The following is a 13,332-nucleotide window of genomic DNA, read 5'->3' as shown; positions in this document are numbered from 1 at the left end:
CACTAAAGAGTACTACTTCGATACTATAGCATTCCAGAATAAGCATATGTGCAGTTCACAAAGGTATTGATTTTGGTAACTCTAAAGCTCATATCTTAAGAAAAATCTAACGCCTCCCAAAGGGCCTCCTGCCCTGGAAGGCTTGGGTACCATCCGTGCTGCCCATACGATTTTTCTAAAGATATTTCGCTAAGAGTTAATGCAAAATCATTAAATATGTTCACTTGCACATATGCTTATTCTCTAGTTACTGTAGCTTTCTTAGATTTACTATATACCGCTACAGCATGTGGATATCAGATATGTGCTGAGGATATTTTGTGAGCTTTGTTATAGTTCTTAGCGAAGAGCGAACTAAAAAGCCGTAAGGCTGGCACGGAGGCCAGACTAGGCATCCAGGACATGGAGGTCCTTTGGGTGCCGTTAGGCTTTTTGTGAGATCAAGCTATAGAACTACCAAAGCGAACTCTCATATTTGAAGCACATATCTGATATCTACGCTATATGCTTCACATATGCTTATTCCCTTTGAAATGAAGCTTTCTTAGATTGACTATAAAGACTCAAAAGGAATACCCTAGGCAACGCAACCATACTCAGCTTTGAGAATAAGCTCTGATGCCAAAAAGTGATGAGGCCTTCTTAATCCCATTAACCACAGCCTGCTCCATTGCCTTTACAGCCAAAACTCCTATTTGATTCACATCCGCTTCTATTTCACCAGTAGTAAGGGAAAATATTGTATCTCCATCATACATGGTGTGGACAGGCCTAATGCTTCTGGCATAGCCGTTATGAGCCATGGAGGCAACCTTATTGGCCTCTGCTTTGCTTAGGCGAGCGTTTGTGATCACACAACCTATTGTAGTATTTCCTGAAAAAGGTCTGTCCTCTTTTTTTGTGCTTTCCATGATTAATAATTCTGTGTTTGCAAATCTCTTTTCTTCCGATATATAAGCACCTGCCAGAATCTCTCCACTATCTGGATCTACCACATCACCAAAGCAATTGACCGCTACAACAGCTCCTACATATAATGAATCATTTTTTATGCAAAAGCTGCCTAGTCCCCCCTTCATAGCCTTATCCATGCCTAATATTTTCCCTACAGTAGCACCTGTACCAGCACCAAAACTTCCTTCTGAAAATACTCCATTTTCTGCATTGATGCAGGTTCTATAACCCATTTCTTTATCAGGTCTGCATCTGTAATTTCCCACTACAAGATCAAAAAGAACAGCTGCAGAAACAATGGGCACTTTCGTAATTCCTACATCAAAGCCTATCCCCTTATTTTCAAGATATTCCATGACTCCAGCTGCTGCATCAAGACCAAAAGCGCTTCCTCCTGCCAGCATAATGCCATGAACTCTATCCATCATATTTATAGGGTTCAGCAAATCCGTTTCACGGGTTCCCGGGGCACCTCCCCTTACATCTACACCGGCAATACCGCCTTTTTCACACAAAACAACAGTACAGCCTGTCCCACCAGCCAGGTCTTCAGCGTTTCCGAGCTTTATACCAGGTATATCAGTAATATTAACATATTCTATCATCCTTATCACTTCCTGTGTTATCTTTTCTCCTTAAGAATGTCCCTTATTTCGGTAAGCAAAAGTTCTTCTTTAGTAGGCTCTGGCGGTGCAGCAGGCTTTTCCTCTTGTTTCTTCTTAAATCTATTGATAGCTCTGATAAATATAAATATTGAAAAAGCAATGATCAAAAAGTCAATAACACTTTGTATAAATGCTCCATATTTAATAGAAGCATCTTTAATAGTTATCTCCAAGTTTGAAAAATCAATCCCACCTAAGATAAGTCCCAAAATTGGCATAAGTACATCATTTACAAGTGAAGTAACAATTTTCCCAAAAGCACCTCCAATAATAACTCCTATTGCCAAGTCTAGTACATTTCCCCTTAATGCAAACTTTTTAAACTCCTGTAACATGATAGCCTCCTCCTTTGTTTTTTTATTCTCTCTACAACTTTATTATTATAACGAGGCTCAAAGATGGCCCCCGCCTCTTATAGGTGATGGGTACCTATTTTTTGTGACTAACTATTATTATGGTTATCATCATGAATCACCTGATCGATCACTATTACCAATGCCAGTATGAATGCATAGTCTTCTTCATCTGAAATATCTACCCCATATGTATCTCGGAAAGAAAACCATCTTTTTGACACTTGGGCTGCTATCCTGCCATCTTTTAATACATTAAAGTCCATACCCCAGAAGTTGCCTTCAATGGTGTAGTTTCCTATAAAGCTTTCGATGTTAAACTTAGGTTTGAAAAAAGTAAATTCTTTCTTTACCCTGGCTGCAGGCATACCATTATAATATATTGTATATTCCGGAAGAAACTTAAAGAGTTTTTGCTCAATGTACACAACTTCATTCCCCTGCATATCGTATATACGGAGCTTGTCACCAAATGAAAATACCTTCCCTCTTACCTGAAAATGAGGATTTCCCATTTCATCATTTATTGTAAAGCTGTCTCCAAAGGAAAAAAACTTTTGCTTTATTACAAAACGCATAATAATCACTCCTCATACTCATCATAGAAATCTAAATATGAATAGCTCTTTCCACCCTTCTGCCAGCCTAAAATTGCTTCCAGGTTTACATTTTGAGTTGCTCTCATTATGTTTATTTCTAAATTATCAATTTTTGTGCTAAGCTCTTTTATTAAATCCTTTATTTCATATCGCTTATTCCCGGTTCTTTCTGCAGCTACCATGCAAGCACAGTTAAGAGGCATGATTCCGCTGTTCTGGGTAAAGCGCTCTATATACTTTTCTTCTATATAATACATAGGTCTTATGAGTTCCAAGCCTTTAAAATTGGTGGAATGAAGCTTCGGCAGCATGGTTTTGAAGCTTCCAGTATAAAGGATATTCATCATGGTTGTTTCTATCATATCATTAAAATGATGGCCTAGTGCAAGCTTGTTACAACCTAACTCCTGAGCCCTTGAATACAAGGCTCCTCGACGCATCTTGGCACACATATAGCAAGGATAATCTTTGGCAATTTTATCTACTATTTTAAATATGCCTGAGTCAAAAATCTTTACAGGAATGTTCAAATATTCACAGTTCTGGATCATCAGTTCTCTTATTTGCTCATGATATCCTGGATCTGCCACGATAAATTCCAGATCTATTTTCATTTCCCCGTGCTTTTGAAGCTCTTGAAAAAGTTTAGCCATGAGCATGCTGTCCTTGCCCCCTGATATGGCAACGGCAATTTTATCCCCCTCTTCTACAAGCTTAAAATCCTTTATAGCTTTTATAAACTTTGACCAAAGATGTTTCCTGTATTTTTTTATTATGCTTCTCTCTATTTCATCCAAAGGCTTTAACTCTCCTGCGGGAAGCAGTGTTTTACAATTTCCGGATGATATGCTGTCCATGGTCTCACCTCATCTTAAGTAATTATAGCCACATTTATTGAGATATCATATCAAAAGTATATAATATCATTATATATAACTCTAATATTGATAGAATAGCATAAAGAAATTTTACTATCAAATATATGTTTGCTTATATGAAAGAATTTATTTGTAGAACAGAATTACTTAAATAAAAAAGAAAGGCTTCCTATTAAACATTTAAAAAATCTAGTAAGCCTTTCTTTAAGTTTATGGGGAAAGTATTCATCAGTGAGCTACTGAAAACCGTCCACGATGGCTCATTTACAGTTTTGCTACTCTGAAATTGCTTATTAATACAGGCCAGTTAGGAATTGACTCCAGATTCAGTGCCCAATAGCTGGCTCCTCTCAGCCCATACTCCTTGATGGTTTCATATTTTGCTTGATAGCTTCGAGCATCTTCAAACCATACTTCATGCTGCTGGCCTGATGCATCAGTATATCTGAAGAATGGTGATTGATAAGTTTCGTTGTATTGTATTGGAACTCCATATTGAAGTGCTCTACTTATTGCTTGCATGTAGGTGACTGTGGATGCAATGGTTCCTTGTACCCACGGTATTCTCCAATCTCTTCCATATAAAGGTATTCCCATCAGTATCTTATTCCTGGGAATTACAGTTACTGCATAATCCAGTACTCTTTTTACCTCATTTATAGGTGCTATCGCCCAGGGAGGTCCTCCGGCCCATCCCCATTCATAGGTCATCAGTACCACAAAATCAGCCAGCTGACCATGTACAGGATAATCATGAGCTTCGTATAGTAGACCTATTTGATCTGCTCTAACCTTTGGAGCCAAAGCTGTTGATATGGAGAAACCGTTAGCGTGCATTCTATCGGCTGCCCGCCTTAGAAATGCATTGTAGTTTTCTTTGTCTCTGGGATATACATATTCGAAATCAATGTTCAATCCCTCATAGCCCTTTTGTCTCATAGTATTGACTATATTGGTGAGTTGTCTTTCCTGAACTTCTACATTGGATAAAAATGCGTTTACCAAATCTGAACTAAATCTTCTTCCTTCAAAATTGGTAAGACACATAAGAGGAGTTACCCCTCTTGATCTGGCCATAGCAATTACGGATTCGTCATTTAAAGGTGTCAAACTGCCGTCTCTTGAAATACCGTAGCTGAACATACAAAAATATGTGAGGTATGGTCCTGTCCATCTTAATATTTCCTCACCTGTAGGACCTGTCTGAGTGAGATATCCGTTTACCTCTATTACCGGTTTGGGAATTCTAAGCCTTTGGCCTACACTTATGACATCAGGGTTAGCTATATTGTTCTCTCTTACTAGGTCCTGAATGGTTACATTGTACATTCTGGCTATCATCCACAGGGTTTCACCGGGTCTGACAACATGCACATCGTCTGGGGTTGGTATTACAAGAGACTGTCCGACAATAAGCCTGTCTGGATTAGCTATTGCATTTGTTTGCACTATATCGTTTATGCTTACATTATAAGTTCTTGAAATTCTCCAGAGAGTATCACCGCTTTGTACAACATGAATCCTCATACATAACACCTCGTATTGATTTATTATTGAACAGAATTTCATTCAATGTTCAATATCAAGATATTATGCAGAGGCTTTTCCTATTCATGTTATTTTTGAATAATGCTATAGTGGCATTAATGCCCCTCATACGACTATCTCTATGGTTCATATTTTACAAATATATATCTATGCACCTTCGGAACCTATATAGGCTTCGATTACCTGAGGGTTTTTCTGTACTTCCTCAGGAGTGCCTCCGGCAATAAGATTTCCATAGTTTAATACATATACTTTATTACAAATACCCATGACCAGTTTTATATCATGTTCTATGAGTATAATTGTCAAATCAAATTTTTCTCTCACCCAGGCAATAAAGCCGGTTAGTTCCTTTGTCTCATTTGGGTTCATACCTGCTGCAGGTTCATCCAGTAAGAGAATACTGGGCTTAGATGCTAAGGCCCTTGCTATTTCAAGGCGCCTTTGTTCACCGTAAGGTAAATTCTTTGCAAGTTCATTTTTCTTCGAATCAAGGTTCAGAATTTTTAATAATTCTTCGGCTTCTTCTTTTACCTTTTTTTCTTCATTATAATAAGATGGTAGTCTTATAACTGATGAAAATAATCCGCACTTGGTACGGCTATGAAATCCCATTTTTACATTATCTAAAACAGTCATATCTCCAAAAAGCCTTATATTCTGAAAGGTTCTTGCTATTCCATGACTGGTTATCTTATATGGTTTTAGACCATTTAGCTTAATAGAAGTACCTTTGTCAAATAAAATTTCACCAGAGGTAGGTACATACATTCCTGTGAGAAGATTAAATAAGGTTGTTTTTCCAGCACCATTGGGACCAATAACTCCGACTATCTGTCCCTTTTCTATAGTCATATCAATATCTGAGACAGCCTTTAAACCACCAAATGTTATTGATACTTTATTCAGCTTAAGAATAGGCATTTAGGCCACCCTCTTTCTTAAAAACTTCAGTTTTATTTCCCCTTTACCCAGGAGACCTTGGGGTCTATATACCATTATCAGGAATAGTATAACCGCATATATGACCATTCTTAATTCGGGTATGCTCTGCAGGAACAATGATATAAGAGATAGTACAATTGCACCAACTACTGAACCGGCAATGCTTCCCATACCTCCAAAAACTACTATCACAAGAATATCAATAGATTTCATATATCCAAAAGAGTCCGGTTTTATGAAATAGAAATAATTTGCATATAGTGCCCCAGCTATGCCTGCAAAAAATGCTCCTATTACGAAGGCTAGAATCTTATATTTCGTTGTATTGATACCCATGGCCTCTGCCGCTGTTTCATCCTGGCTTATGGATATACAAGCTCTTCCTCCCCTGGAGTCTATAAAATTCTTAATAACAACAATTGAAAGCACCACCATGAAATATATCCAAGTCCAATTTGTATACTTAGGAATGTCCATGAAACCTCTTGCTCCACCAATATAATCTATATTTAGTGCTAATATCTTAACTATTTCTCCAAAACCTAAAGTAGCTATAGCCAGATAATCCCCCTTTAACCTAAGGGTAGGTATTCCAATGATAACTCCTGCCAAAGCTGCTGCTATTGCAGAAAATATTATAGCTACTATAAAGGGTTGGTTAAACTTTGCAGTCAATATCGCCGAAGTATAAGCTCCCACAGCCATAAAAGCTGCATGTCCAAGGGAAAATTGACCAGTAAATCCTGTAACCAGATTCAGCCCTACTGCAAGAATTATATTGATCCCTATCAAAATAATATTAAGCTCTATATAGGAGTCAATAATACCTTGTCTCAGCATAATCTCTCCAGCAGCATATATGAGTAGTATAAATAATACTGCAATTATATTTTTCTTGTTTAAAATTCTCACAAGGCATCCCTCCTATACTTTTTCTCTTACATTCTTACCAAAGAGTCCCTTTGGCTTTATTAGAAGCATAAATATCAATATTGCAAAGGCCACAGCATCCTTGTACAGAGAATAACCATAAGCGCTAACCATAGTTTCCGTAATGCCCAATAAGTATCCGCCAAACATGGCTCCCGGTATTATTCCTATTCCGCCTATTACTGCCGCTATAAAAGCCTTTATCCCCGGCATCATTCCCATAAGAGGATCAATAGAATTGTAGTATACCCCTACGAGAACTCCTGCTGCACCTGCAAGACATGAACCTATGGCAAAGGTAGTAGATATGGTATTGTCTACGCTTATTCCCATCAGCTGGGCAGCTTCGCTGTCCATAGATGTAGCCCTCATAGCCATGCCTATTTTTGTTTTGTGAATTACATACTGAAGAACCAGCATCATAACAACTGTTATAATGACTATATATATATCCTTATTGTTTACTATTAGATTTCCCAGAGTTATGTTTTTGCTGGATAAAACTTCAGGGAAGGTTCTGGTTTCCGGCTTTACAAAATACATCATTCCGTACTCCAGGAAAAGAGATACGCTTATTGCTGTAATGAGAGCTGCTATCCTAGTAGATTTCCTAATTGGCTTATATGCCACTTTTTCGACTATGACACCCAACACAGCAGTTGATATCATGGAAACTATCAGGGCAGGAATGAAACTCATGCCTAAAAAGGTAGTGCATGCAAATCCAATGTATGCACCAATCATATATATATCCCCATGGGCAAAATTTATTAGATTTATGATTCCATATACCATTGTATAACCTAATGCAATAAGAGCATAAATACTTCCCAAAGAAATACCATTTATTAATTGCTGTAATACTTGCTCCATTTTTCACCACTTCCTTTAAAAATCGAAGGCTGGGGAGACATTTCAAATATCCCCCCATGCATTCTTCATGTATATTATGGTTGTTGTTTCTTTAAGAAGGTTTGAACTCCGTCTTTCATCTCTATTATAGTTATTGCCTTCACTGGATTGTGATTTTCATCTACTGAAAGAGTACCTGTTATTCCTTGGAAATTCTTTGTTGCTTCTAAAGCATCCTTAATCTTTAAAGGTTCAGCTTCCCCTGCTCTCTCTATTGCATCTGCCAAGAAGTATGCTAAATCATATCCCAGTGCATTGAAGGCATCCGGATCCTTGCCGTATTTTGAATTAAAGGCTTCTTTAAACTTAACTACTTCTGGGCTATCATCCATAGATGAATAATGGTTTGTAAAGTAAACACCGTTTAGCGCTTCATTGCCTGCTAGTTCCGTAAGCTTCGGAGAGTCATATCCATCTCCTCCAAGTACGGGTACATTCAATCCTAATTCTCTTGCTTGCTTAACTATTAATCCAACCTCTTCATAATATCCTGGGAGATACAATACCTCTGGATTTGCACTCTTAATGTTTGTCAAGACTGCTCTGAAATCCTTTTCCTTTGCTTGATAAGCCTGCTCTGTAACTACAGTACCTCCCAGGCTCTCAAATCTCTCTTTAAAGCTTGCTGTCAAACCTTTACTGTAATCACTGGTATTGTCCATAAGTATTGCTGCATTTTTTACTTTCAAATCTTCGAAAGCAAAGTTCGCCATTATAAAACCTTGGAATGAGTCGCTAAAACAGGTTTTGAATATAAATTCCCTTACATTTCCATTGCTGTCTACAGTTACATCATCAGCAGTTGCTGAAGCAGATATCAGAGGCACCTTGTGCTGAGTTGCCACAGGTATGGCACCTTTTGTATTGCCAGATGTAGCGGGACCTAAGATTGCTACTACCTTATCCCTTGTAATAAGCTTTGTTGCTACATTGGCAGCTTCAGCATTGTCTGATTTATTGTCTGCCTTTACAAGCTCAACTTGCTTACCTAAAACTCCATCTTTGCTATTGATCTCTTCTACAGCCAATTCAATACCCTCTGTTAAGCCTTGCCCATAAGTTGCCACATTACCGGATAGTTCATAATTCAAGCCTACTTTTATCGCTCCTTTATCTGATTCGGTGGCATTTGCTGACGGAGCAGGCGCTGCTGCCTGCTGTGAGCTGCAACCTACAAATAAGCTTAATACTAATACCATTGCCAAAACTAAAGACAATTTTCTCATTAATTATTCCTCCTCTATTCGTAAATCATTGAGTAATTATTGCTAATATAAACACATCATTGTTATGAAAGCGCTGCATCCTCTGCATCTGAAAGGATTTGCCCAAGAATCCCATTATAGATTCTTCAGTCCCTTGGCACCTTCAGGATAACCTGAATTTCTATAATCATTTAACAATTTATAATCTCTGCAACACCTCTAATCAAATTATTATGTTTCTTATCAGATCTGAATTCCCCGGGGTAAAAAAATATATAAAAAAGTGTATAAAAAAACCTCTATATGTATGGATATACATATAGAGGCGTTGTAAACGCGGTACCACTCTATTTTATTGCGTATAGCAATAATCTCAACAGGTTCTATCAAACCCTGACAATGTAACGTTTGTCAATCCGTCATGACTTACTTTCTTTCAGCCATGCGACTCAGAAGTGATCATTATATATCCCATTAGTACTGCTTTGCACCAACCAGCAGCTCTCTGTAACTAAATCCTGAATATTTTTCTCTTCGTCATCATCTTTATATTCTGTATAAAAATTCTTAAATCGGAATTATGGTAACTAATTTATCATAAAAAATCGTTACTGTCAATAGTATTTTAAAAAATATTTTTGTTTTATTGAGCTTTAACTTCTGTCCATATCCTGTCGTATTTTACCAATGAGTCTGCCAAGTCCTCGAATACCTCGCTGTTTACCAAGTCCCCTTCCCCTGGATAGGCAGACTTATCAGAAGTAATATCCTCAGGAAGCATCTTCATTGCCTCAGTATGAGGCGTAGAATAACCTATATAATCTGCATTTCTATATGCAATTTCAGGTTCACAAAGGAAATTTATGAATAACTCAGCTTCTTTCTTATGCTGACTGGTCTTTGGAATAACTATGGAGTCAAACCATATGTTTGAACCTTCTTTTGGAATCACATACTCCAAATCGGGATTCTCTCTCTTCATGTAAACCGCATCTCCTGACCATACCACTGCCAAAGCTGCTTCCCCACCGATCATCTTGTCTTTTACTTCATCGCCTACATATGCTAACACCAAAGGTTTTTGTTTTATTAGAGCATCCTTGGCCTCATTTAACTCATTATCATTTTTGGTATTTAATGAATAACCAAGCATCTTTAGGGTTATTCCTATAGAATCTCTCAAACTGTCAAGCATCAATATCTGTTTGCTGTATTTGTCATCCCAAAGAACCTTCCAACTGTCCACAGGCTCTTTTACCATGGTTTTGTTATACAGTATACCTACCGTACCCCACATATAAGGTACTGAATATTCGTTGTTCGGGTCAAAGGCAAGGTTTTTGAACCTCTCACCGATATATTTATAATTGGGAACATTGTTCATGTCTATTTTATGGAGCATATCCTCATCTATCATTCTCTTTATTGTATAATCAGACGGAATCAATATATCATAATCACTGGCGCCAGCTTTTATCTTAGCATACATTTCTTCATTGGTAGCAAACTCGTCATATATCACATCGATATTATATTTTTCCTCAAATTCCTCTAAGATGGATTGATCTATATAGTCCCCCCAGTTGTAAACTTTAAGCTGGGTTCTTTTTTCTCCCCCGCAGCCTGACAAACTGAGAACCATTGAAATTGCAAGAGCAAGTGCTAGTAAAGCTTTTAATATTTTTTTCATACTGCATTCTCCTTTCTTCCATTATCCCTGGACATTCTATTATTTATTATCAGAAGCATTAAAATTACTCCTGCAAATAAAATGCTTAAAACAGCATTAATTTTAGGACTAACACCTTTTCTGGCCATTGAATAAATGGTTATTGCCAGATTTGAAACTCCGGGTCCCGTTGTGAAAAAGCTTATTACAAAATCATCTATAGACATGGTCATAGCTAACAAAAATCCAGTAAATATGCCCGGTGCAATCTGTGGCAAAATAACCTTTCTAAAGGCATAGCCTGGCGTAGCACCTAAATCCAATGCAGCATCATAGAGATGATTATCCAATTGCTTAAGCTTAGGCATCACCGATAGTATAACATATGGCAGGTTAAATGTAATATGCGCTAAAAGCATAGAAAAAAATCCTCTAGGAAACTTTACCAGTATAAATAGCAGCATCAAAGATATTCCTGTCACTATATCCGGGTTCAATACCGGCAAGTAGGTCAAATTTGTCATTATTGTTCTGGGTAGCTTTTTCATATAGTGAATTCCTATAGCTGCTATAGTTCCTAATATTGTTGCAATTACTGAGGCCGCCAAAGCAATGGTTACTGTGTAGTATAAGGATGTCATAATCTGCTGGTCCTTAAACATTTCCACATACCATTTAAAGGTAAAACCTGTCCAATGAGCTCTTGATTTTGATTCGTTAAAGGAAAATACTATTAATACTATTATAGGGGCATACAAGAATAAAAATATCAAAAAAGTGTATATTCTCTTTAATGCTGTTTTCACCATAAGCCGCCCCCCTCATTTTCTTTTTCATATCGCATGGCCACACCCATGCTGACCATAATCATTAGCATCAGCACAACGGATAGGGCAGAGCCGAAGCCCCAATCCATGGTGGTTAAAAACTGTTGTTCTATCAGGTTCCCAATAAGGGTAAAATGAGCCCCACCTAAAAGCCTTGATATTACAAATGTGGTGAGGGCAGGCATGAATACCATTATTATTCCTGAAGAAACACCAGGGAGGCTCAAGGGAAATATCACTCTCCTAAAGACTATTATAGGAGTCGCCCCTAAGTCCTCTGCTGCCTCTAATACAGCCTTATCAATTTTTACCAATACAGAGTATATGGGCAGCACCATAAAAGGCAAAAAATTATACACCATACCTAAAATAACTGTGTTTTCAGTATATAACAAAGAAGGCAGCTCTACCCCAAAAAACTCCATAATTGTTGCTATAAGCCCATTTTTTTCTAATAGAGTCATCCAGGCATAGGTTCTGGCAAGGAAATTCATCCACATGGGAATGACGAATAAAACTACCAGAAGGCTTTTTTTGCTTAGATTCTTGCTAGCCAATATCATAGCCATTGGATACCCTAATATAAGACAAATTGCGGTACTTATAGCTGCAATCTTTATTGAACGAAAGAACACAGCCAAGTAAATAGGTTCAAATACTCTTCTAAAATGCTCAAGAGTAAAATGTATCCCTTCAGCATCAATGGAAAAAACACTATAAAAAAGGATTAATGCCAAAGGTACTATTATAAAAATCAATATCCATAATGCATAAGGATATGCCATCAGGTGCTTTTTCATTCTTCAGTCACCTTCTTCATTATATGAATATCATAGGGTGTTATTTTCATCCCTACCTTGGTATTGACCGGTTCCATCATGGTGCTGTGCACCATCCAGCGCAATCCTCTACCATATATAATCATTTCATAATGTACTCCCTTGAAGATAACTGATTCTACCACACCTTCAATCATACCTTCTTCAGCAGGTACCAGTTTTATGTCTTCTGGTCTAATGACTACATCAACATTTTCATTAGGCTCAAAACCTTTGTCTACACACTCGAATCCGCTTCCTGCAAATTCCACATAATAGTCTTTAACCATTACTCCGTCAATAATATTGCTTTCGCCAATGAAGTCTGCTACAAAAGCATTTACAGGTTCATTATATATATCCTGAGGAGTCCCTATCTGTTGAATCCTTCCATCTTTCATAACAACTATGGTATCTGACATGGTTAATGCTTCTTCCTGGTCATGGGTTACATAAATAAATGTTATACCTAGACTCTGCTGTATCTTCTTCAGCTCTAACTGCATGTCCTTTCTTAGCTTCAAATCAAGAGCCCCTAGAGGTTCATCCAATAGTAGAACCTGAGGCTCATTTACCAAAGCTCTTGCAATAGCTATTCTCTGCTGCTGGCCTCCGCTTAGAGAATTTATCTCTCTTTTTTCGTAGCCGCTTAGATTCACCAGTCTAAGAACTTCTTTTACCTTTCTATCTATGTCTTTTTTATCCATATTCTTGATCTTCAATCCAAAGGCGATATTCTCATACACATTCATGTGGGTAAATAAAGCATATCTTTGAAATACCGTATTCAGGTTTCTTTTGTAGGGAGGAAGATTGTTAATCTTTTTTCCTTCAAAAATAACATCACCTGTATCCGCTATTTCAAAGCCCCCGATTATCCTTAGTGTAGTTGTCTTACCACAACCGCTTGGACCCAATAGAGTCACAAATTCATTTCTTCCTATACTAAGATTTATATCCTGTAACACCTGCTGATCGTCAAAGCTTTTTGATACATTGACCAATCTGATAATTTCCTCATGCAATTTA

13 protein-coding genes and 1 other annotated feature are annotated in these 13,332 nt (G+C 37.5%); all 13 genes read right to left on the bottom strand.

What is annotated here, in order from left to right; genetic code table 11:
• Positions 1 to 596: 596 nt before the first annotated feature.
• The 13 genes from ACESM9_RS05810 to potA all read right to left on the bottom strand — a co-directional run bounded on the left by ACESM9_RS05810 (position 597) and on the right by potA (position 13,328).
• Positions 597 to 1,556, bottom strand: a complete 960-nt coding sequence (locus ACESM9_RS05810) for a P1 family peptidase (RefSeq protein ID WP_372996223.1) — start codon at positions 1,554 to 1,556, stop codon at positions 597 to 599.
• A 20-nt stretch (positions 1,557 to 1,576) separates the two neighbouring features.
• A complete protein-coding gene (gene mscL, locus ACESM9_RS05805) occupies positions 1,577 to 1,954 on the bottom strand; it encodes a large conductance mechanosensitive channel protein MscL (RefSeq protein WP_372996219.1) in 378 nt (125 codons plus the stop codon).
• A 107-nt stretch (positions 1,955 to 2,061) separates the two neighbouring features.
• Positions 2,062 to 2,550, bottom strand: coding sequence for an LURP-one-related/scramblase family protein (locus tag ACESM9_RS05800; RefSeq protein WP_372996217.1), 489 nt, complete (start codon positions 2,548 to 2,550; stop codon positions 2,062 to 2,064).
• 5 nt (positions 2,551 to 2,555) lie between these two features.
• Positions 2,556 to 3,428: a tRNA 2-thiocytidine biosynthesis TtcA family protein gene (locus ACESM9_RS05795; RefSeq protein ID WP_372996215.1), complete on the bottom strand. Its 873-nt coding sequence runs from the start codon at positions 3,426 to 3,428 to the stop codon at positions 2,556 to 2,558.
• A 285-nt stretch (positions 3,429 to 3,713) separates the two neighbouring features.
• Positions 3,714 to 4,976, bottom strand: a complete 1,263-nt coding sequence (locus ACESM9_RS05790; RefSeq protein ID WP_372996213.1) for a LysM peptidoglycan-binding domain-containing protein — start codon at positions 4,974 to 4,976, stop codon at positions 3,714 to 3,716.
• Between the two features lie 168 nt (positions 4,977 to 5,144).
• A complete protein-coding gene (locus tag ACESM9_RS05785) occupies positions 5,145 to 5,921 on the bottom strand; it encodes an ABC transporter ATP-binding protein (RefSeq protein ID WP_372996211.1) in 777 nt (258 codons plus the stop codon).
• A complete protein-coding gene (locus tag ACESM9_RS05780) occupies positions 5,922 to 6,854 on the bottom strand; it encodes a branched-chain amino acid ABC transporter permease (protein WP_372996209.1) in 933 nt (310 codons plus the stop codon).
• 12 nt (positions 6,855 to 6,866) lie between these two features.
• Positions 6,867 to 7,745, bottom strand: coding sequence for a branched-chain amino acid ABC transporter permease (locus ACESM9_RS05775; protein WP_372996207.1), 879 nt, complete (start codon positions 7,743 to 7,745; stop codon positions 6,867 to 6,869).
• A 74-nt stretch (positions 7,746 to 7,819) separates the two neighbouring features.
• Complete coding sequence (locus ACESM9_RS05770; RefSeq protein WP_372996205.1) at positions 7,820 to 9,010, bottom strand: ABC transporter substrate-binding protein; 1,191 nt, start codon at positions 9,008 to 9,010, stop codon at positions 7,820 to 7,822.
• Between the two features lie 297 nt (positions 9,011 to 9,307).
• Positions 9,308 to 9,539: a binding site (T-box leader), on the bottom strand.
• A 93-nt stretch (positions 9,540 to 9,632) separates the two neighbouring features.
• Positions 9,633 to 10,679 carry a PotD/PotF family extracellular solute-binding protein gene (locus ACESM9_RS05765; protein WP_372996203.1) on the bottom strand — a complete coding sequence of 349 codons (1,047 nt, stop codon included), beginning with the start codon at positions 10,677 to 10,679 and terminating at the stop codon, positions 9,633 to 9,635.
• Entirely contained in the window at positions 10,676 to 11,467 is a 792-nt protein-coding gene (locus ACESM9_RS05760; protein ID WP_372996201.1) for an ABC transporter permease, read from the bottom strand. The genes ACESM9_RS05765 and ACESM9_RS05760 overlap by 4 nt, the downstream gene beginning before the upstream one ends.
• The gene (locus ACESM9_RS05755) at positions 11,461 to 12,285 is read right to left on the bottom strand and encodes an ABC transporter permease (RefSeq protein WP_372996198.1); all 825 of its coding nucleotides are present in this window, start codon (positions 12,283 to 12,285) and stop codon (positions 11,461 to 11,463) included. Before ACESM9_RS05755 ends, ACESM9_RS05760 begins: the two co-directional genes overlap by 7 nt.
• A complete protein-coding gene (gene potA / locus ACESM9_RS05750) occupies positions 12,282 to 13,328 on the bottom strand; it encodes a spermidine/putrescine ABC transporter ATP-binding protein (protein WP_372996196.1) in 1,047 nt (348 codons plus the stop codon). Before potA ends, ACESM9_RS05755 begins: the two co-directional genes overlap by 4 nt.
• Positions 13,329 to 13,332 lie beyond the last annotated feature (4 nt).

The organism is Lutispora sp., assembly GCF_041687175.1.
Lineage (GTDB): Bacteria > Bacillota > Clostridia > Lutisporales > Lutisporaceae > Lutispora.
This window is presented reverse-complemented; position numbering and strand designations above follow the sequence as displayed.